At 64.6% G+C, this 20,349-nt stretch carries 20 protein-coding genes and 1 tRNA gene; 12 read left to right on the top strand and 9 right to left on the bottom strand.

Annotated elements, in window-relative coordinates:
* Window positions 1-118 precede the first annotated feature (118 nt).
* Together LDZ27_RS07945 and LDZ27_RS07950 are read right to left on the bottom strand one after the other, a co-directional pair.
* On the bottom strand, window positions 119-475 hold the full coding sequence (locus LDZ27_RS07945) for a hypothetical protein (protein ID WP_244813584.1): 357 nt from the start codon (window positions 473-475) through the stop codon (window positions 119-121).
* Window positions 472-732: a hypothetical protein gene (locus LDZ27_RS07950; RefSeq protein WP_244813585.1), complete on the bottom strand. Its 261-nt coding sequence runs from the start codon at window positions 730-732 to the stop codon at window positions 472-474. The genes LDZ27_RS07945 and LDZ27_RS07950 overlap by 4 nt, the downstream gene beginning before the upstream one ends.
* 367 nt (window positions 733-1,099) lie before the next feature.
* On the opposite strand from LDZ27_RS07950, the gene LDZ27_RS07955 reads away from it, so the two are divergent.
* Entirely contained in the window at window positions 1,100-1,456 is a 357-nt protein-coding gene (locus LDZ27_RS07955; protein WP_244816082.1) for a hypothetical protein, read from the top strand.
* A gap of 52 nt (window positions 1,457-1,508) precedes the next feature.
* Here the strand turns inward: LDZ27_RS07955 and LDZ27_RS07960 are convergent, their stop codons facing one another.
* Window positions 1,509-2,006 carry a heme-degrading domain-containing protein gene (locus tag LDZ27_RS07960; RefSeq protein WP_244813586.1) on the bottom strand — a complete coding sequence of 166 codons (498 nt, stop codon included), beginning with the start codon at window positions 2,004-2,006 and terminating at the stop codon, window positions 1,509-1,511.
* A 269-nt stretch (window positions 2,007-2,275) separates the two neighbouring features.
* On the opposite strand from LDZ27_RS07960, the gene LDZ27_RS07965 reads away from it, so the two are divergent.
* Window positions 2,276-3,268: a hypothetical protein gene (locus tag LDZ27_RS07965; RefSeq protein ID WP_370653275.1), complete on the top strand. Its 993-nt coding sequence runs from the start codon at window positions 2,276-2,278 to the stop codon at window positions 3,266-3,268.
* A 270-nt stretch (window positions 3,269-3,538) separates the two neighbouring features.
* On the opposite strand, the gene LDZ27_RS07970 is transcribed toward LDZ27_RS07965, so the two are convergent.
* Window positions 3,539-3,615, bottom strand: a tRNA-Met gene (locus LDZ27_RS07970).
* Window positions 3,616-3,822: 207 nt separating this feature from the next.
* On the opposite strand from LDZ27_RS07970, the gene LDZ27_RS07975 reads away from it, so the two are divergent.
* The 3 genes from LDZ27_RS07975 to LDZ27_RS07985 all read left to right on the top strand — a co-directional run bounded on the left by LDZ27_RS07975 (window position 3,823) and on the right by LDZ27_RS07985 (window position 5,124).
* Entirely contained in the window at window positions 3,823-4,203 is a 381-nt protein-coding gene (locus LDZ27_RS07975; protein WP_244813587.1) for a DUF2946 domain-containing protein, read from the top strand.
* A gap of 107 nt (window positions 4,204-4,310) precedes the next feature.
* On the top strand, window positions 4,311-4,673 hold the full coding sequence (locus LDZ27_RS07980; protein WP_244813588.1) for a copper resistance protein CopC: 363 nt from the start codon (window positions 4,311-4,313) through the stop codon (window positions 4,671-4,673).
* Window positions 4,674-4,680: 7 nt separating this feature from the next.
* A complete protein-coding gene (locus LDZ27_RS07985) occupies window positions 4,681-5,124 on the top strand; it encodes a copper chaperone PCu(A)C (RefSeq protein WP_244813589.1) in 444 nt (147 codons plus the stop codon).
* A gap of 77 nt (window positions 5,125-5,201) precedes the next feature.
* On the opposite strand, the gene LDZ27_RS07990 is transcribed toward LDZ27_RS07985, so the two are convergent.
* Window positions 5,202-7,775, bottom strand: coding sequence for a penicillin-binding protein 1A (locus LDZ27_RS07990; RefSeq protein WP_244813590.1), 2,574 nt, complete (start codon window positions 7,773-7,775; stop codon window positions 5,202-5,204).
* Window positions 7,776-8,311: 536 nt separating this feature from the next.
* On the opposite strand from LDZ27_RS07990, the gene LDZ27_RS07995 reads away from it, so the two are divergent.
* The 3 genes from LDZ27_RS07995 to LDZ27_RS08005 all read left to right on the top strand — a co-directional run bounded on the left by LDZ27_RS07995 (window position 8,312) and on the right by LDZ27_RS08005 (window position 11,008).
* A complete protein-coding gene (locus LDZ27_RS07995; protein WP_244813591.1) occupies window positions 8,312-8,713 on the top strand; it encodes a hypothetical protein in 402 nt (133 codons plus the stop codon).
* Between the two features lie 263 nt (window positions 8,714-8,976).
* A complete protein-coding gene (locus tag LDZ27_RS08000; RefSeq protein ID WP_244813592.1) occupies window positions 8,977-9,657 on the top strand; it encodes a PspA/IM30 family protein in 681 nt (226 codons plus the stop codon).
* 115 nt (window positions 9,658-9,772) lie between these two features.
* Window positions 9,773-11,008 (top strand): M48 family metallopeptidase, encoded by a 1,236-nt coding sequence (locus tag LDZ27_RS08005; RefSeq protein ID WP_244813593.1) that lies wholly within the window; start codon window positions 9,773-9,775, stop codon window positions 11,006-11,008.
* A gap of 341 nt (window positions 11,009-11,349) precedes the next feature.
* On the opposite strand, the gene glgX is transcribed toward LDZ27_RS08005, so the two are convergent.
* Window positions 11,350-13,563: a glycogen debranching protein GlgX gene (gene glgX / locus LDZ27_RS08010; RefSeq protein WP_244816084.1), complete on the bottom strand. Its 2,214-nt coding sequence runs from the start codon at window positions 13,561-13,563 to the stop codon at window positions 11,350-11,352.
* 220 nt (window positions 13,564-13,783) lie between these two features.
* Between glgX and LDZ27_RS08015 the strand changes: the two genes are divergently transcribed.
* The 4 genes from LDZ27_RS08015 (at window position 13,784) to LDZ27_RS08030 (ending at window position 17,037) form a co-directional block, all read left to right on the top strand.
* Window positions 13,784-15,169, top strand: coding sequence for a DUF2252 domain-containing protein (locus LDZ27_RS08015; protein WP_244813594.1), 1,386 nt, complete (start codon window positions 13,784-13,786; stop codon window positions 15,167-15,169).
* 185 nt (window positions 15,170-15,354) lie between these two features.
* Window positions 15,355-15,798: a large conductance mechanosensitive channel protein MscL gene (gene mscL, locus LDZ27_RS08020; RefSeq protein ID WP_244813595.1), complete on the top strand. Its 444-nt coding sequence runs from the start codon at window positions 15,355-15,357 to the stop codon at window positions 15,796-15,798.
* A gap of 348 nt (window positions 15,799-16,146) precedes the next feature.
* The gene (locus LDZ27_RS08025) at window positions 16,147-16,638 is read left to right on the top strand and encodes a hypothetical protein (protein ID WP_244813596.1); all 492 of its coding nucleotides are present in this window, start codon (window positions 16,147-16,149) and stop codon (window positions 16,636-16,638) included.
* A 189-nt stretch (window positions 16,639-16,827) separates the two neighbouring features.
* Window positions 16,828-17,037, top strand: coding sequence for a dodecin (locus LDZ27_RS08030; RefSeq protein ID WP_244813597.1), 210 nt, complete (start codon window positions 16,828-16,830; stop codon window positions 17,035-17,037).
* 77 nt (window positions 17,038-17,114) lie between these two features.
* Here LDZ27_RS08030 and LDZ27_RS08035 read toward each other — a convergent pair whose 3' ends face one another.
* The 3 genes from LDZ27_RS08035 to LDZ27_RS08045 form a co-directional block, all read right to left on the bottom strand.
* The gene (locus LDZ27_RS08035) at window positions 17,115-18,200 is read right to left on the bottom strand and encodes a BMP family ABC transporter substrate-binding protein (protein WP_244813598.1); all 1,086 of its coding nucleotides are present in this window, start codon (window positions 18,198-18,200) and stop codon (window positions 17,115-17,117) included.
* 99 nt (window positions 18,201-18,299) lie between these two features.
* Window positions 18,300-19,229 carry an ABC transporter permease gene (locus LDZ27_RS08040; RefSeq protein ID WP_244813599.1) on the bottom strand — a complete coding sequence of 310 codons (930 nt, stop codon included), beginning with the start codon at window positions 19,227-19,229 and terminating at the stop codon, window positions 18,300-18,302.
* Between the two features lie 13 nt (window positions 19,230-19,242).
* Complete coding sequence (locus LDZ27_RS08045) at window positions 19,243-20,349, bottom strand: ABC transporter permease (RefSeq protein ID WP_244813600.1); 1,107 nt, start codon at window positions 20,347-20,349, stop codon at window positions 19,243-19,245.

A 20,349-nucleotide genomic window follows, 5' to 3' on the forward strand; every position in this document is an offset into this window, starting at 1 on the left:
GACTCGGGCGCGGCTGGCCCGACAAGCCAGCGCGATGACGTTCAGCGCTGCGCATCATGCGAACAGCGACAAGCAGACTATGGTACCCGCGCGGCCGCCGCCCGGTCCAGCGATGCGCCTATGCATTCAGCACGTCCTCGCCGACATCGACGACGAGCAGCGAACTCGCGCGCGGATCGGCGTAATCGAAGTCCAGATGACGGCTCAGTTCACGCACGCGCTCGCAGACGCGCTGCCGCGCGTCGTCCGGAAGATGCGGATAGCCGTGCAGCACGCGGGCATCGAACCGGTAGTGCACGCCCCACGCAATGTTGCCCGCATGGTCCGCCACCCCGCCCGTGCGCCAGCTCACGAAGAGCGCGGGCGTCGCGTCGGCTCCGACTTCGATGATGTCCGCGCCGTCCGGGAACAGATCGACGAGGCAGCTCGCGAGGTCATAGAGCGCGGGATGACGCAGATGGAGCGGACGCATCATGTCGGTTGCAGCAGCCGGTCGATGTATTGCCGCGCCGCTTCCTCGACGTGCGCGAGCGCTTCTTCCTCGGTCGCGAAGCGCCGCTCGGGTCCCAGATCGACGAGCGCCTCGAAGCGATGCACGTCGTCCGGTCCACCTTGCGCGAGATTCACCGAGCCGACGTAGATGGGCGCGCCGCCGGCATCGTGCGCCGGAACGAGCCGCGCCGATGCGCTGATGTAATAACCCCGATACGGTCCCGTCACTCTTTCGGCCATTGGGTGTGCCTCCGTGATGTCGTCATGTCTCTTTTCTCGAATCGCGCGTTGGCAAGATGGCGCGCAAGCGGCGCCACGCCTCGGCGGGCATTCAACGGGTCCAGCGTTGCATAAGGCGCGCGATGCGGGAAATAGTTCAGCGCGCAACCCTCATGCAGAGCCTCTTCACACGCCTTCTCACGCCTTCCGCAAGCCCCGCGCCCGCATGCGCGCACCCGGAGCGGTTTCGCGTCGCGTTCGCAGCGTATGGGACAATGCGCATCTCCAAAACGCGCGCCGGACTCGTTCGATCCGTGGCGCGCATGCATCGATGTGTTTTGTTCAGGCAGCTTTCGACGAGGTAAAGATGAAGCGACACGATCGGCCCATGCGCCGGCTTTCGACGCGCGCGAGCGCCCTATTCGACGCCGGGCGCTGCGCCCGCGTAGCCGCGCTGGGCGCGGCGGCTTTGGCGATCGCGAGCCTGGGCGCGTGCGCGTCGTCCAACGAAGCATCGCTCATCAACCTGCCCGATGGGCAGACGGGTTATGCCGTCAACTGCAGCGGCGCGGACGCCGGATCGAGCTGGGCAAGCTGCTACGTGCTCGCGGGCAAGGCGTGCGGCGCGACGGGTTACGACATCGTGTCGAAGGACAACGAGGAAGGCGGACCCACGGGCGGCGGCATCAGCAACGTCATCTCGGCCAACGTCAAAAACCGCTCGATGATCGTGCGCTGCAAATAGGCGCCTTTTCTTTCTCTCGCGCTCCGCCCTTTCCCTGCGGCGAGGGCGACGATCAGACGTGATCGAGCGACAGCGCGGCGAAGCTCTGGCCGAGCACGGCACAGAGCGCTTCGACGACCATCTGATGATCGTTGCGCTGCGGCAGTCCCGACACGGCGACCGAGCCGACGACGCCCACGCTCGCGACGCGGATCGGGAACGCGCCCCCGTGAGCCGCGTAATGCGCGGGATCGAGGCTGAACTTCTGCGCGAGCGTCGTGCCGGCCTGTTGCAACGTAAGGCCGATCGCATACGAGCTGCGACGGAAGTGTTCGACGGTCCTCGCTTTGCGCTCTGCCCAGCGCGCGTTGTCGGGCGTCGCGCCGTCGAGCGCCGCGAAAAACAGACGGTGTCCGAACGTGCGCACGTCGATGGCGACCGCCGCGTCGCGTGCGAGCGCCATTTCCCTCAACTGCGCACCGAGTTGCCACGCGTCGGCGGCGTGAAACTGCGGGAAGACGAGCGTGTTTTCCTGATGCGCGATGACCTGAAGGTCGCGGGTGATGTCCATGAGTGAGGCGTCTCCGTTGCGGGTGCGTGAGGCGAATCGAGCCATGTGCGATTTTGACATGCGCTTGCAGGCGTCGCCGCTGCTTTGAACCGGTAGCCGGTCGGTAACGTCGAGGTTGGGCATCGCTGGCAGACCGAATGCGCTTGATACAATAACGCTTAGGTCGACGAATAAAGCAGGCGACCACGGCCTCGCGTGCGATGGACACCTCCGCGCAGCCGCATTCATCGACAACTATCAAAAGCTCGCGGCGCGAACGCGCGTTGAACATGCCGACTTTGTGCCTTCCTGCCCGCTTGTTGCGTGCACTGCCATTCACCTTGCTATTGCCGATGCTCGCCGCCGTGCCGAAGCCTGCATTCGGCGAAAGCACGCGCGCAGCCGCGCCGGACCGCGCGTTGGTGGCCGCTAACGTGCGAAGCCGCGCGAACGCCGTGCTTGCCATCATGTCGTACACGGCCGTGCCGGATGTGACGACGAGTTCCCTGTCGATCGACAACGGCACGACCGGCAATCCGGGATTCGGTCAGACGCAGTTCGGCGGCGGCTTTACCGTCAGCAAGTCGTTTCCGCTCTATCTCGAAGGCACCGCCGCCTATAGCCGGTACGATCCCATCTTCGTCGCGACGGACGGCCACCAGCAGCGCGCCTTGCCGACGAGATGGAACACCTTCAGCACGACGGTCGGCATTGGCTGGGACTTCCCGATCACCGAGGAGTTGCGCTTGCGGCCGATCGTGAACGGCATGGCCGGGCGCGTCGCGAGCGATGTGCGGCTCGCGCAGACCGCTTTCAATTACCTCGCGGATACGGACCTGCAGTTTCTCAAGAACGGCGCGATCAACGCGTATGGCATCGGCGGCTCGCTCATGCTCGATTTCGAGCACTACCGCGAGCACTATGAGATCGATACGGAACTCCGCGCAACCGATATTTATCTGCGCAGTTTTGGTTCGTCGTCCGAAGCGGTGCAAGGTTCGGCGACCGCGCAACAGCTCAGCTTGTGGGCGCGATGGCGCGCGCCGACGGGTTTGACCGCGCTCGACAAGCCCGTTCGTTATGTGCTCGAGACTGCGTATTCGCATTATTTCGGCGATAGTGCCGGCGCGCTCGGTTTCAACGATCTGACGTCGCTTGGCGTTGGGCTCGAGCTTGATAGCAGCAAGTATCCGGTCGTCGTCGCGCGGACGCGCGCGATGCTGCGCTATGTGTTCGGGCGGAATGTGCGAGGCGTGTCGTTCGGGTTGGCGGCTAATTTCTGATGGGGGTGAAGTCGGCTTTCTGGACTCGGATGGACCCGTTCACGCGTTGAGTGCTTGATTCAAGCGACGTCAGAACGTTGGGCTGGCGCGACTGGGCAGGCGTCGATAGCGGACCAATGCGTAGGGGAGTCACAAGAAGTGCGCGAAGACCGCGCAAGGGCAAGAAAACAAAAAACCCGCCGAAGCGGGTTTGATGTGATGGCGGCTTTTCAAGCCTTGCGCAGAGTGTTTGAACTTGCGCCGTTGAATCGCGGACAACCATGCTGGCGTTGGTTGCGGGGGTAGGATTTGAACCTACGACCTTCGGGTTATGAGCCCGACGAGCTGCCAGACTGCTCCACCCCGCGTCCGTCGAAGAAAAGATTATAGGGCATCGTTAGATGAAAAGCAATCGCTCGTTTCATTGCAATCGAAGCCCGCCGCGTCGAAACGTCTCGTGCCGCCCGCGCCCGCGCACAAAACCCGCCTTGCCGTGCATGGCATAATCGGCGGCTCGGCGGCATCGAAGTTCGTCATTGGCTGCATCGGTCAACGTAGGCTATCAAGAGCACGGCATGCATCGTCTGCGTCGGGGCATCATCGGGAAGACGGGCAGTATCGCGGCGCTCTGCGCGATGCTGCTGCTCTCGCTCGCGCCCGTCGTATCGCGGCTCTTGGCCCCGCAGAACGTCGATGCCTGGCTCGTAGCCACGTGCGCCTCCGTGCCCCAGGCGACGCACGCCTCGGGCGACACGCACCTCCACACGTCCGCGCGTCTAGATGCTTGCGGCTATTGCGATCTCGCCGCACACACGCCCACCCCGCCGATCGTCTCCCACGCACCGCCTGCTTTCGGATTCGCGCGCGATTCGTTCGTTGCAGCCGATGTCGCCAGCGCCCCGCGTCGGCCCTTGTTCGGCGACGCCCGGCCGCGCGCCCCGCCCGCTTTCGCCTGAGTCATCGCACTCATCGCACTTATCGCACTCGTCACACTCGTCGCACGCGCTTGCCCGCCGCATGAAAGGCGAGCAAGCGCCGACATCCCGCTCACGAAAGGACACACATGACGTTTCCATCGGCATTGCGCGGCGCGCTCGCGTTCGCACTCGTCGCCGCGACGCAACTCGCGCACGCGCACGCGCTTCCGAAGCAGCAACAGCCCGGCCCCGGCGCGACCGTCAGCGCTCCGCATGAAGCCTCCATCGAATTCGGCGAAGCGCTGGAACCGGCCTTCAGCTCCATGCTCGTCACCGACGCGCGCGGCACGCAGGTGAACACGGCGAAATCCGTCGTCGATAACGGCGACAAGAAGCACATGAGCGTCGCGCTCGGCGATCTCGCGCCGGGCGTCTACAAGGTGCAATGGACGGCGGTTGCCGCCGACGGCCATCGCACGCAAGGTCACTACAACTTCACGGTCAAGTGAGGCCGCAATGAAAAAAACCGCAGCATTCATCGGCGCGCTCGCCGCTTTCTCCGCCATGTTCTCCACCGCGCACGCGGCCACGCTCGAAGCGCGCGACTGCTGGGTCCGCGCGATGCCGCCGAACCTGCCGTCGTCGGGCTACTTCGTCGTCGCCAATGACGGCGACAAGCCCGCGACGCTCACAGCCGCCGACACGCCCGCATTCGGCATGACGATGATGCACAAGTCGGAAAACAAGGGCGGCACCGCGACCATGTCGCCCGTCGCGTCCGTCGACGTGCCCGCGCACGGCACGTTGCAGTTCGCGCCCAAGGGCTATCACCTCATGATGGAAGAACCGGGCAAGCCGCTCAAGATCGGCTCGACCATTCCCCTCACGCTTTCCTTCGCGGACAAGAGCAGCGTCAAGGTGGATTGCGCCGTCAAGTCGGCGGCCACGCTCGGCAAGTAAGGCGCACGCAAAAGAACGCGCCGGCATCGGTAGGACCGAAGCCGGCGCGTTTTTCATTGCGCTGAAGACTGCCCCGTTCAGGGCCGGTTGAAGAGATCCATAATCTGCTTGCGCTCGTCGCTGTTGACTTGCGGCACCGGCGGCGCCTGCATTCCCGCAGGGCCTACGCCGCCCGCCGTCGTCGAATCGCCCGCCATCGGATTGCTGTTGTCGAGGCCGATGCTCGCGACGAAGCCCGCGCCCGGCGTCCGGTCCGCATAGAACAGTTCGCCGTCGATGGTCGTCACGCCATCCGGACGGTCCATCTGCTGCTGCGGAATGCCGCGCAGAGCGCGCCCCATGTACTCGACCCAGATCGGCAACGCGAGTTGCGCGCCGAATTCCTTGCTGCCGAGCGATTTCGGCTGGTCGTATCCCATCCACGCCACCGCGACGAGCTGATGCTGATAACCCGCGAACCAGCCGTCCTTCGCGTCGTTGGTCGTACCCGTCTTGCCCTGCAAGTCGTTGCGCTTGAGCACATTGGTGCCCGAGCCGGTGCCGGCCGTCGCCACGGTATGCAGCAGGCTGTTCATCACGTAGGCGTTACGCGGCTCGAGGGTTTGCGGCGCATTCGCGCCCGCCGTCAGCGGATCGGCGCGCGAAATGACCGTGCCGCGCGCATCGGCGACCTGCGCGATCAGATACGGATTGATGCGATACCCGCCGTTCGCGAACACGGAATACGCGCCGCTCAGTTGCAACGGCGTGACGAGCCCCGCGCCGAGCGCGAGCGGCAGATACGGCGGCGTCTTGTCCTTGTCGAAGCCGAATTTCTGCGTGACGAAATCCTGCGCGTAGCCGGTTCCGATGAAGGACAGAATGCGGATCGACACCAGATTTTTCGACTTCTGCAGGCCGGTGCGCATGGACATCGGGCCGTCGGGCTGGTCGTCGTCCTTCGGTTCCCACGCCTCGCCGCCCGCCGGCGCGGGAAAGTACAGCGGCGCATCGTTGATGATGGTCGCCGGTCCGAGGCCCTTGTCGAGCGCCGCCGAATAGATGAACGGCTTGAAGCTCGAACCCGGCTGGCGCCACGCCTGCGTGACGTGATTAAACTTGTTCTTGTTGAAGTCGAAGCCGCCGATGAGCGCGCGAATCGCGCCGTCCTGCGGGACCATCGAGACAAGCGCGCCCTCCACTTGCGGCAATTGCGTGATCTGCCAGTTGTTCTTCGCGTCCTTCGTGAGCCGGATGATGGAGCCGGGCCTGATCGCGAGCGCCTTCGACGCGTTGCCGCGCAGCGCCGCCGCCACGAAGCGCAGTCCGTCGCCTGCGATGGTCGCCGAATCGCCGCCGACGAATTGCGCCGTCACCTGCTTCGCGTTTGCCGCCGTCACCACGGCCGCGACGAGATCGCCGTTGTCCGGATGATCGACGAGCGCGTCTTCGATGGCTTCCGCGCGATCGTCCGCCGCCGCCGGGAGATTGACGCTGCCTTCCGGCCCGCGATAGCCGTGGCGTCGCTCGTAATCCATCACGCCCTTGCGCACGGCGCGGTACGCGGCATCCTGATCGGCGGAATCGATGGTCGTCGTGACCGTCAGGCCGCGCGTGTACGTCTCTTCCTTGTACTGCGCGTACATCATCTGCCGGACCATTTCCGCGACGTACTCGGCATGCACGCCGTACTCGGTGCCCGCCGACTTCGTATGGATTTCCTCGGCGACGGCCTGATCGTACTGGTCGCGCGTGATGAAGTTGAGATCGAGCATGCGCTTCAGGATGTACTGCTGGCGCACCTTCGCGCGCTTCGGATTCACGACCGGGTTATACGCGGACGGCGCCTTCGGCAAGCCCGCGAGCATCGCGGCCTCGGCGAGCGTGACGTCCTTCAGGTCCTTGCCGAAGTACACGCGCGCGGCGGCCGAGAAGCCGTAAGCGCGCTCGCCCAGATAAATCTGGTTCATGTACAGCTCGAGAATCTGGTCCTTCGTGAGCGCGCGCTCGATCTTGTATGCGAGCAGCATCTCGTAGATCTTGCGCGTGTACGTCTTCTCGCTCGACAGGAAGAAGTTGCGCGCGACCTGCATCGTGATCGTGCTCGCGCCCTGCGACGCGCCGCCGTGCAGCAGGTCGGTGACGCCCGCGCGCAGGATGCCGACGAAGTCGACGCCGCCGTGATCGTAGAAGCGGTAGTCCTCGATCGCGAGGACCGCTTTTTTCATCTGATCGGGAATATCCTGAAAGCGCACGAGGCTGCGCCGCTCTTCCCCGAACTCGCCGATCAGCACGTGATCCGCCGTATAGATGCGCAGCGGCACCTTGGGCCGGTAGTCGATGAGTGCGTTGAGCGAAGGCAGGTTCGGCTCCATCACGACGAGCGCGTAGCCGACGATGAGCGCGCCCACCACCGCCGCGATCGCCGCGATGCCCGCGAGCCACAGCGCGATGCGTCCGAACATGGAGCGTCCGTTAGGTCGATTGCGCCTGTCGCGTCCGTCGCCGCCGTTGGAACCGTCGCGACCGTTGCGGCCATTGCCGCCGCCGTCGCGGCCGCCGTCGCGGCCGCCGTTGCGGCTCGCGCCCGAGTCGTTGCGTGAGTCGTTCCAGCGGGGCTCGCGATCGTGACGCGATGATTGAGAAGAGTCGGGACGTTTGATGATAGGCATGACTGGGATCGTTCAGCGCGCTTATTTCGCGCGCACTGCGCCGCGTCTCGATGCCTGCGCGAATGCCTGAAGCACAGCGCGGCAGACATGCGGCGAGCGGATGAGCGGGTCGGTTTCGACCGAAGGGTAACAGCACATTTTAAATAATTCGGGCGACGCTCTACAGAACGCGCGCGCTTTTTTTGTAAGTAAATTCGGCTCGGCGCGCTTTCCCCGGCTCGCGGGCGTCCGCACGCACCTGTGTGCGGTTACCCACAGAAATTGTTGAGAGCCTTGTGGACAACCCTATGAGAAAATAGCCAAGCTGTTGATCCGGCGGCTCTTTTCGCGCACGCTCAAGCGTTGCCCCGAAAGACGTGCACGGTTCGTCATGCGAGGCCGCGGGCGCGCACAGCGGTCCCGCGAACCGATATGATGGATACATTCTTTCCCGGCGTTCTCCGGCCGGCGCAGCACCCGCGTAAGAGAAGCAACCGTTCCGAATTCGGGACCGCGCTTGCGATGTTTGCAATCGCCTTACTGTTTGCGAGCCGCTCATGACGACCAAGCCTACCGAACGCATCGTTGTTTTCGTGACTCCCGCGCAGAAGCTCGCCATCAGCAAGACCGCGGACGACCTCGGCATCAGCGTGAGCGAACTCATGCGGCGCGCGGTGCTCAATTTCAACGCGACGAGCGAGCAGATCAAGGTAGCGGGCATCGTCGATCGGCTGCGCGCGCCGAAGGCACCTGATCCGCTCAATGTGGCGCTCGCCAGCGTCGCTGCGAAGGCAGCCGCCCGCGAAGCGCGCGAAGCCGCGGCCACCGCCACCAAGAACCTCGCGCGCGCTGCATCGGCGAAAGCGGCCGCGACGCCCGTTCATCCAGACGAAGCGGACAATCCTCAGAGCGTCGGCGAAGATGCCTCGCTCACCGGCGAAGGGCGTCTCGGCCGCTAAAGGCGCCGGACGTTTTTCGTCGGCGTCGCACGCTTCATCCCATCGCGGCGCGCGCTCGCGCGCCGTTACACTCCTTAACGTTGGCTCACTCCACGCTAAGCCGCCGCATGCTCTAATAAGCGGGTAAACCCGTTGCGGCCGAGCGAGTGCCGGTGCGCTTGCAATCCGCGCGGGACGCCTCACATTCGACGCGCGCAACGTCGCATTAGAAATGCAGCGCACGGCGTGCAGCAGGCGCGTCGCGGTCTTCAAAGGAGAAACACATGTCGCTTTTCGATTCCATCACGCGCACCGTCAAAGGCCTTCTGAACGATGCCGCCGACACGGTGCAGGACCCTTCCCGCGACGCGCGCCAGATCGTGCGCGAGCTGGACGACAGCATCGCGAAGGCGGAGAACTCGCTGATCGAGATCGAGGCGCAGGTCGCCACGCAGCAAAGCAAGCGCGACGCCGCCGCCGAGAAGGCCAGGAAGTACGAGGATGGCGCCAAGCGCGCGCTGCAATCCGGCGACGAAGCCCTGGCGCGCGAGGCGCTCGCGGCGCAGGCGAACGCGGAAACCGAGCGCGATGCGCTCGCCGCCGAACTGCAGACGCTCGTGCCTTCGGTGGATCACCTGAAGCAGCAGATCGGCGACATGCGCCAGCGCCGCAACGACCTCAACGCGCGCTCGAACATCCTGCAGGCGAAGCAGCAGATCTCGCAAGCGAAGGACACGGCGGCCACCGCGCTCGGCGGCATCGGCGGGAAAAATCTGTCCGAAGACTTCCAGAAGCTCGAAGACAAGGTGCAACTCGCGAACGCCCGCTCCGACGCGCGCCTGAATTCGGCGGATCAGAAATCCGGCAAGGCGCTCGAGGACAAGCTCGCGGCGCTCAACCGCGGCCCGTCCGTGGAAGACCGTCTCGAAGCGCTGAAGAAGCAGTTGAACACGCCGGCGCAGTAACGCGGGGATGCCGGCCGTCGCGAACGGATGCCTTACAGGTATTCGCCTTGCGACGATCTGGCATACACCGATCGCTGGCTCGAATGGAGACGGGCGCCATGCGCCCGGCCCGCACATGAAAAAGACTCTCACGGCTCTTGCCTTATCGATGTCGCTTGCCTTGTCGGTGGCATCGCCGCTCGCGTTCGCGGTTCCGACCGCGCAGCAGGTCGAGCAATCGATGACGCAGGGCAACTGGCGGCAAGCCGACGCGCAGTTGAGCGAAGTGCTCGACGCGCATCCGAAGAACGCCCACGCTCACTATCTCTACGCGCAGGTGCTCGACCGGGAAGGCCGCTCTAGCGATGCGCTCTCGCAGCTTCAACAGGCGAAGTCGCTCGATCCGAGCCTGAGCTTCACCGATCCGTCGCGGTTCGCATCGACCGAGGCGCGCATCCGCAACGACGCGGGCCGCGCCGATGCCACGGCGAATCGCGGTTCCAACGGTTCCGTCGCGCTCAATCCGTTCAATCAAGGCAATGTGGGCGCGGCCGCCGCGCCGCAGAAACATGGCCCGTCGATGGGCATGTGGATCGGCCTGGCCGTGCTGATCGCCGCAATCGCGCTCGTGCTGCGCTGGGGCCTGCGACGCGCCCGCGCACGCGACGACGGCCGCGCGGAGGACGATCGCCGCGGGCAGATCAAGCGCGCAACGGAACTGCTCAACGACGTTCGCACGCTCAAGCTCGACGTGAAGCTGTCCACCGCGCCCGGCCACGAAGCGTTGCTGCGCGATGTCGAAAGCGCGGAAACGCAGCTGCGCGAAATGGTCGAAGCGTTGTCGAACGCGAAGAATCCCGTGCCGCCGTATGCGATCGAGGACTTGGAGAATCAGGTCGCGAGCCTGAAAGCGCGCGCCGAAGGCCGGCCCGATCCGAATGCGGCCAATGCGTCGAACGCCGGCCCGCAGGGGCAATCGCCGTTCGCGCAGGAAGCCGAGCGCTTCGGACGCAGCCAGCCGCCGTATGGCCCGCAAGGTCCGTATCCGCAGCAAGGGCCGTATCCGCCGCAGCCGGGGCAGCAGCCACCCGTCATCATTCAGCAAGGCGGCGGCGGATTTGGCGGCGGCATGGGCGGGCTTCTCACGGGTGTCTTGCTCGGCGAAGCCATGTCGCATGGACGCGATCGCGTGATCGAGCGCGAGGTGCCGGTCGAGCGGCGCAACGAGCGCGATGACGGCGGCGGCCTCGACTTCGGCAACAACAACGGCGGCGGCCTGGACTTCGGCAGCGGCTCGAACGACTGGAACGACGGCAGCGGCGGCTCGGGCCTCGATCTCGGCAGCAACGACGACGGCTGGCGCGACACCTGATTTCGCGGTTGCGTCGCTTCACACCGAAGGCCCCGCTCGCGCGGGGCCTTTTCATTGCGGCAACGGATTTGAAAAAGCGCGGCGCTGGTTCCGAAGAAGCGCGCTGGCACGCAATTCACCCGCCGCCGAGAAACCGCAACAGCGCCCAGAGGAACTTGAAGAACCCGACGATGAATTCCCAGATGCGTTCGAGCTGATCCCAGGTCGCCACGCGCATCAACGTGTGCAGGATCATGCGGGCTTGCTTGAAAGAGGCATCGTGCAAAGAAAAGAGGCGGCTTTCGCCGCCTCGGTCGCGATTACGAAAATCGCATCATACGCAATCGCCGCGCGAACCCCGCTCAGCCGCCGGACGTGTCCCCGCCCTGCTCCGGCGGCACTTCGTCCGTCAGCGCTTCTTCGAGCCGGTCGAACACGCGCTTGGTCGCGCCGCGCGCCTGCAGCGCGAAGAGCAGCAGCGAGCGCCCCGTCACTTGATACACGTCGCCGCTATCGAATTGCGGCAACTCCTCGCGCACGGGCGCGTTGGTGTCGATGAGACAGCTCCACTGATCGGGACCGGGAATGTCCGGCAGCGTGAAGTCGACGACATCGTGATACGCGTTGAAAATCATCAGCAGCGTCGCGTCCGATGCCGGCTTGCGGATGCCCGTTGCCTGCGCGCGGCCATCGATCACGAGGCCGAAGCAGTGCATGCCGGGATCGTCCCATTGCTCGGGCGTGAGCGGCGTGCCGCTCGGACTCAGCCATTGCACGTCGGCCAGTTGCAGGTCTTCGCGGAATTCGCCGGTCAGAAAGCGCTGGCGTCGCAAGACCGGCAGCGTGTGACGCAGCGTCGTCAGCTTGCGCACGAATTCGGTGAGCGCGCGGCCGTCGTCGTCGATACCCTCCCAGTCCACCCAGCTGATCTCGTTGTCCTGACAGTACGCGTTGTTGTTGCCCTGCTGCGTGCGGCCGAACTCGTCGCCGGCGAGGACCATCGGCGTGCCTTGCGAGAACAGCAGCGTCGCGAGCAGATTGCGCTTTTGACGTTCGCGCAGCGTGCGGATTTCGGCATCGTCAGTCGCGCCTTCGACGCCGCAGTTCCACGATTTGTTGTCCGAATGACCGTCGTTGTTGTTCTCGCCGTTCGCGTCGTTGTGCTTGTCGTTGTAGGAGACGAGATCGTTGAGCGTGAAGCCGTCGTGCGCGGTGATGAAGTTCACGCTCGCCCACGGACGACGCCCGCGCTTGTTGAACTTGTCGCCCGACGCCGTGATGCGCTTCGCCAGTTCCGCCGATTCGCCCTCGTCGCCCTTCCAGAACCCGCGCACCGTGTCGCGATAGCGGTCGTTCCACTCGGCCCAGCCGGGCGGGAAGCCGCCGACCTGATAGCCGCCCGGACCGCAATCCCACGGCTCCGCGATGAGCTTCACGCTCGAGAGAATCGGGTCCTGGCGGCAACTGTCGAGAAAGCCGCCGCCTTCGTCGAAGCCATACGGCTCGCGCCCGAGGATCGTCGCGAGATCGAAGCGGAAGCCGTCCACGTTCATCTCCGTCACCCAGTAGCGCAGGCTGTCGGTGACCATCTGCAGCACGCGCGGATGCGAGAGATTGAGCGTGTTGCCGGTGCCCGTATCGTTGATGTAGTAGCGCGTCTGATCGGGCATCAGCCGGTAGTACGACGCGTTGTCGATGCCGCGGAACGACAGCGTCGGCCCGCGCTCGTTGCCTTCGGCCGTGTGATTGTAGACCACGTCGAGAATGACTTCGAGACCGGCTTCGTGCAGGCGGTCGACCATTTCCTTGAATTCCGCGACGACGCCCGGCCCGCGCGAGAAGAAGCGCGGATCGGCCGCGAAAAAGCCGATCGTGTTGTAGCCCCAGTAGTTCGTGAGGCCCTTGTCGAGCAGATAGCTGTCGTTCACGAACGCGTGAATCGGCAGCAGTTCGACCGACGTCACGCCGAGGCTCTTGATGTAGTCGACCACTTCCTTTTGGCCGAGTCCTTCGAACGTGCCGCGCATGTGCTCTGGAACGGCCGGATGCCGCTTCGTGTAGCCGCGAACGTGCGTCTCGTAGAAGATCGTGTGTTCCCACGGCACGCGAACGCGCGTCGCGTGCGTCCAGCTGAAGCTCTGATCGACCACCTGGCATTTCTGCATGAAGGGCGCGCTGTCGCGCTCGTCGAACGTGAGATCGTCGCCTTCCGCGTTGAGCGTGTAGCCGAACACGGCCGGGTCCCATTTCAGCTCGCCGACGTGCGCCTTCGCGTAAGGGTCGAGCAGCAGCTTGTTCGGATTGAAGCGATGGCCGTTCTCCGGCTCATACGGCCCATGCACGCGATAACCGTACACCGCGCCGGGCGCGAGACCGTGCACGTAGACGTGCCAGACTTCGTCGGTGTATTCGGGAAGCTCGATGCGCTGCGTTTCTTTCTCGCCTTTATCGTCGAAGAGGCAGAGTTCCACCTTCGTCGCGTTGGCTGAGAACAGGGCGAAATTGACGCCCTTTCCGTCCCACGTCGCGCCAAGGGGAAACGGGGATCCTTCGGCAATGCGGAATTCGTTCGGCATGAGATGATCGACCAAGAATGACGCTCGATGCGTCGGGATGATGGGTGGCCGCATTGCACGGCGTAAGCGGAATCGCTTTGAGCAAGCACTGTGCCCGGCGCGCAGCGTGCAGGCGCGCTGCAAGCGGCGTGCGGGCAGTGTAAAAATCGACAGGCGCGCAACGTGCTCGCTCTGCTTCACCTACGATATCGCCCGCTTGCCGCGCCGAAGGAGAGCCCGCTTGTCCACGCGCCTCACCCCCATTTCGACGATGTCGCCCGCGAGCGGCACCGCCGACGAAAGTCGCGAAGCCGGCCGCGCGCTGCGCGACGCCATCCCGTTCGACGCGCACGCGAACTGGCAGCCCGAACCGGACCGCCCCGACCCCGTCGAGCGCGTGCTCGCGGGCAACGCCGGGCGGCAGCAGCGGCTCATCCCGCTGCGCATGGCGCGCATGGCGGAGTCGCCGTTCGCATTCCTGCGCGGTTCGGCGACCGTCATGGCGTGGGATCTGGCGAAGTCGCCCTCGATTGGGCACAACGTCATCATCGACGGCGACGCGCACGTCAACAACTTCGGTCTCTTTCGCACGCCGCGTCAGGACGTCGTCTTCGATCTGAACGACTTCGACGAAACCCTCGTCGGGCCGTGGGAATGGGACTTGAAGCGCCTCACGGCGAGCATCAACGTCGCGGCGCGCGAAAACCGCGTGGACGGTGCTGGCCGCGAGCGCGCCGTGCGCTCGGCGTGCGCGGCGTATCGCACGTCGATGGCCGCGCTGCGCCAGGTGAGTCCCTACGACCTCTGGCACATGCGCTCCTACGCGAGCGCGCTGCACATCGATGCGCCGACGCAGCTCACCGCCGACGAGAAAGCCACGGTCGAAAAGACAGTCGAGCGCGCGATGAAGCGCTCGCACGCGACGATGCTCGCGAAAGTCGCGGAGCCCGCCGGCCAGAGCTGGCGCTTCAAGGTCGATCCGCCGATTCTCACCGCGCTCGACGCCGCCGAGAAGAACCACGTCATCGACGGCTTGAAGGCGTATTTGCAGACCATCGCGGGCGAGTGGCGCATGATGCTCGAACGCTACGACGTGGTGGATGTCGCGCACCGCGTCGTCGGCGTGGGCAGCGTCGGCACGCGCGCCTATCTCGTGCTGATGATGGGCCGCGCGCTCGGCGATCCGCTTTTCATGCAGGTGAAGGAAGGCATCGTGCCGGCTGCGGCGCCCTTCGTTGCGCCGCTCGACGAGCCGTTTCGTCATCAGGGAAGACGCGTCGTGCATGGACAGCGGCTGATGCAAAGCTCCTCCGATGCGCTGCTCGGCTGGACGACCATCGCCGGCCGCCATTTCTACGTGCGCCAGATGAAGCAGATTCGCGGCTCGATTCCCGTCGACTGGCTGCACGGCGCGACCTTCGATCTGTACGCGTGGTGCCTCGGACTCCTGCTCGCCCGCGCGCACGCCCGCACCGGCGATGCGGCGCTCATTGCGGGCTATTGCGGCACATCGGACAAGCTCGACGCCGCCTATGCGGTCTGGGCCGAGCGTTACGGCGCGCAGACGGTCGCGGACCATGCCGCGTTCTGCGCGGCCATCAGCGTCGGGCGTGTGAAGGCGGCTTGAAGGCGGCCTGAAGGCGGCATGAACGCGCTCGCATGCGCCTTCACGCGTCTCGTCTGAACAGTCACGTTCCGCGCGACGCGCGAACGTATTGACTATCATTGGCATGCCCGCGAGCGAAACGTGCGGCGGTTCGTGCCGCACGGCGCTCGTCAATCGTTTCGGACTTCAACAGGAGGAAGCACCGCATGAGCATGATCCAGGAATTCAAGAACTTCGCCCTCAAGGGCAACGTCATGGACCTTGCGGTCGGCGTCATCATCGGCGGCGCGTTCTCGACGATCGTGAACTCCATCGTCAAGGATCTGATCATGCCGGTGGTCGGCCTCGCGACGGGCGGCCTCGACTTCTCCAATCTCTTCATCCGGCTCGGTCACATTCCGCCGACGTTCAAGGGCAATTCCGATTCCTACAAGGACCTGCAGACCGCGGGCGTCGCCGTGTTCGGATACGGCTCGTTCATCACGGTGCTCATCAATTTCATCATTCTCGCGTTCATCATCTTTCTGATGGTCAAGTTCATCAACAATCTGCGCAAGCCCGCCGAATCGGCTGCACCGGCCGCGCCGCCCGAAGACGTGCTGCTGCTGCGCGAAATCCGCGATGAACTGAAGAAGACGCCGCGCCTCTAGAGCGCGTATCGCCCTTTCGTTCGCACGCATCGGCCATCGCTCAGGCGGCGCGCGCCGCTTTCTCGACGCGCCGCGCCCGTTTGGTTCGCCCGCCCGCTTTTTTCTTCGTGAAGGCTATTCGCGCGGCTAGCAGCAGGACTATTATTGAGACAGAAGTCGGATAGTACCCATAGAGGATACCGAGGGGATGCCAGCGGGCCGCCAATTGGTCACCGGCACGATTCGTGCGCTCCGGATGCGTATCGGCGATGAGCCGGTCGGGCGTCCTGAAGGCCGATTCACCGTGACCCGATCACATCGATGCGCTATAAAAGATCGACGTGCGGCACGCAGAACGGGAGTGGCCGCATGAGGACGCTGCGTTTCTTGCAATTCTTTTTCAGGCGAGTTTTTATGTCCTTCCCGAAAAAGCGTAGACGCGTGAAGGCCGACGGCGATGAGTCTTTCCTCGCCGTGCTGCGGCATTTCAAGCCGTTCGGTCAGCTCGACACCAAGATTGCACGCGCTCGCGCGCAGGACGAACCGGTGCTGTATGCACACGTATTGCCGGGGCTCGACGTGCTCCTGTGCAGCGTGCGCGGCGCGCAGCCGCCGTATCCTGCCATCGACGAACTGCACAGGCGCTGCGTCGAATCCATCACGAATGCGCTCGAGCAGCCGCTCGACGGGCTCGAGAACGGCGGCTACTGGTACGAGGCGAACGGCTTCGGCTTTCTCGTGTTCGCGAGCCGCGCCCGCACGCAGATTCTGAGCGAGTTCGGCGCGACGGTGACAGCGCGCAGGCGTCGCGGCACGCGCCGTCAGGATGCGGGCGACGCCGCTTCGCGCCCGCTGCGCTGACCGGCGGACACGGTCCCTGTCCGATGCGCGCCGAAGTCCTCGACGCGCTTTCTCTTCTTTCCCGCGCTTTCCTGTCCTTTAATGGAGCTACGCGCCCGCGCTCGTGAGCGGCGCGAGCGCATCCAGAGCCGCAATCATGGCGCGCGCCTTGCTGTAGAGCCATCCCGAGCACATCACAAGGAGAACACCATGTCGGAACACGTCTATAAGCAGATCGAACTCACCGGTTCGTCGACACAATCGAGCGATGACGCCGTGCGCGTCGCGCTCTCGAAGGCATCGAAGACGTTGCGCAACATGCACTGGTTCGAAGTGACGGAGACGCGGGGGCATATCGAGAACGGGCAAGTGCTGCACTGGCAGGTGACGATCAAGGTCGGCCTGCGCATCGAGGACTGACTGCCCCCCTCGCGCTCGTAGTTGCAAAAAAACCGCGCCCGAAGGCGCGGTTCTCTCATGGGGCATCGGTCGTCCGCTTACTTCGGCAGCGAGCCGTCCACGCCTTCCACATACCAGTTGATGCGCTGCAGTTCCGGGTCCGACAGCGTCTTGCCCGCCGGAATCTTTTCCGCGCCCGACTGATCCTTGATCGGGCCGCTGAACACGTCCCACTTGCCCGAGTGCAGTTCGTCGCGTTTCGCGGACACGGCCTGCACCGCTTTCGCCGGAATCGCGCCCGTGTTCAGGTCTTCGAGGTCCACGGCCTTTTGCGGAATGCCGAGCCAAACCGGATCGTTCTTCCACTTGCCGTCGATCACCTTCTGGATCACGTCGCTGTAATACACGCCCCAGTGCGCAACGACCGAGCCGAGATGCGCGTCGGGGCCGAACTTCTTCATGTTCGAATCCCAGCCGAACGCATGAACATGCTTTTCGTTCGCGGTGTTGAGCGTCGCGTTCGAATCCGTGTTCTGCAACAGCACGTCCGCACCCTGCCCGATCAGCGTTTCGGCAGCCTGCTTTTCCTTGCCCGGATCGAACCAACTGTTGATCCAGATGACCTTCGTGTGGATCTTCGGATTCACCGAACGCGCGCCGAGCGTGTACGCGTTGATGTTGCGCACCACTTCCGGAATCGGCACCGAAGCGACGAAACCGAGCGTGTTCGTCTTGGTGACGTAGGCTGCGGCGACGCCGGCGAGGTAGGCGCCCTGATACATGCGCACATCATAGGTGCCGAAGTTCTTCGCCTTCTTGAAGCCGGTCGCGGTCAGGAAGATCGTGTCGGGAAAGTCCTTCGCGACCTTCAGCGCGAAATCCTGATAGCCGAAGCTCGTGGCGAAGATGACCTTGTTGCCCTTGTTCGCGAGATCGCGGAACACGCGCTCCGAATCCGCGGACTCGGGTACGTTCTCCACGCGCGTGATCTTGATCTTGTTGCCGAACTTCGCTTCGGCCTCCTTGCTGCCTGCGTCGTGCGCGAAGGTCCAGCCCGCATCGCCCGGATTGCCGAGATAGACGAACGCGACGCCCGGCGCATCGGCGGCTTGCGAGCTTGCGGCCGCCAGCGTGGCGGACAGCGCGACAGTGGCCGTGATCGCCTTCAGCCAAGGTTGATTCATCGTGTGATTCTCCTCATCGATGTTGTGATTCGAGACGGGTAAGCCGTGACCGAGTGTCGTCGGCCAAAAATGTGAGCGATACAGCCGCGAAGCGCGCGCTCAGTTCGCCCCGAAGAAGGGCTTGCCGAGCGATGCCGGCGCGTTGAGCTTGATCGTGTTCGGATTGCGCGAAATCAGCACGAGCACGACGATGGTCGCGAGATACGGCAGCATCGCGAGAAACTGCGTCGGCACCGGCACGCCGATGGCCTGCGCGTAGAACTGCAGCGCCATGACCGCGCCGAAAAGCAGCGCGCCGATCAGAAGACGCCCGGGCCGCCACGTCGCGAAGACGACGAGCGCAAGCGCGATCCAGCCGCGCCCCGACGTCAGTTGCTCCTGCCAGACGTGCAGATAGACGATCGAGTAATAGCCGCCCGCGATGCCCGCCATGCCGCCGCCGAAGAGCGTCGCGCCATAGCGCACGCCGACGACCGGAAACCCGACCGAATGCGCGACCGCCGGCGATTCGCCGACCGAGCGCAACACGAGCCCCGCGCGCGTCTTGTACAGGAACCAGCCGAGCAGCCCGAACATGACGAACGCGAGATAGCCGAGCGGCGTGAGCGAGAAGATCGCGGGGCCGAGGACGGGAATCGACGAAAGACCGGGAATGGGCATCACGTCGATGGTCGCGCGCACCGCAGCCGACGTGTACGGCTTGCCGACATACGCCGAAAAGCCGATGCCGAAGATCGTCAGCGAAAGGCCGGTGGCGACCTGATTCGCGAGCATCGTGATGGTGAGAAAGCCGAAGAGCAGCGCCATCGCGAGCCCGGCGAACACCGACGCGACGACGCCGAGCCACGGACTGCCGGTGACGGCCGTCACCGCGTAGCCCGTGACCGCGCCCATCAGCATCATTCCTTCGACGCCGAGATTGAGCACGCCCGACTTCTCCGCGACGAGTTCGCCCGCGCCCGCGTACATCAGCGGAATCGCCGCGACGACCGCGCTCGACGCAAGATTGCTGGCTTGATTGATATCCATCTTCGTGTTCTCGTTATGCGGCGTGATGCGCGCTCGTGCGGCGCCTGATGCGGTAGTTCACGAACAGGTCGCAGCCGAGCAGACAGAAAAGCAGCAAGCCCTGGAACACGCCCGCGAGCGCTTGCGGCAGTTGCAGCGATGTCTGCACCGCCTCGCCGCCGAGATACAGCAGCGCCATCAGGAGACTCGCGAGCACGATGCCCACCGGATGCAGCCGCCCGACGAACACGACGATGATCGCGGTGAAGCCGTAGCCCGGCGACCAGCCTGCCTGAAGCTGGCCGATCGGCCCGGCGACCTCCCCCATCCCGGCCAGCCCCGCTAGAGCGCCGGACAAGAGCAGCGAGGTCCAGATCGTCTTCTTGTCGGAAAAGCCCGCGTAGCGCGCGGCGAGCGGCGCGAGACCGCCGACGTTCATGCGAAAGCCCGCGAAACTCTTGCGCATGAAAAGCCAGACGAGGGGTATCGCGATCACCGTCAGGAACACCGACGCGTTGATGCGCGTGCCCTTGAGCCACGTCCAGTGCCAGTCGCCGTAGAGACGCGGGAAGAGCGCGTCGTCGGCGAACATCGCGGAAATCGGGAAGTTCATGCCTTCCGGATCGCGCCACGGCCCGCTGACGAGATAAATGAGCAGTTGCGTCGCGACGTAGGTGAGCATGAGGCTCGTGAGAATCTCGTTGGTGTTGAAGCGGCTCTTGAGCAGCGCGGGAATCGCCGCCCACGCCATGCCGCCCACGACGCCGCCCGCGACCATGAGCGGCAGCGTCCACCAGCCGGACGCGTCGCCCGCATGGATCGCGATGCCGCCCGCCACGATGCCGCCGAGCAGCATTTGCCCTTCCGCGCCGATGTTCCACACGTTCGCGCGATACCCGAGCGCGAGCCCGAGCCCGATCAGGCACAGCGGCGACGCCTTCAGCACGAGTTCGGACCAGCCGTTCACGGTCGAAAGCGGTTCGATGAAGAACGCGTGCATCGCGCGCAGCGGGTCCTGCCCGACCACGCTAAAAATCAGAAAGCCGATGACGAGCGTGGCCACGGCGGCAATCACCGGCACGGCGAGCTGCATGACGCGCGAGGGCGTCGGGCGCGCTTCGAGTCGATAGGGAACGATCAT

Origin of the sequence: Caballeronia sp. Lep1P3, from assembly GCF_022879595.1 — a bacterium.
Classification (GTDB): Bacteria; Pseudomonadota; Gammaproteobacteria; order Burkholderiales; family Burkholderiaceae; genus Caballeronia.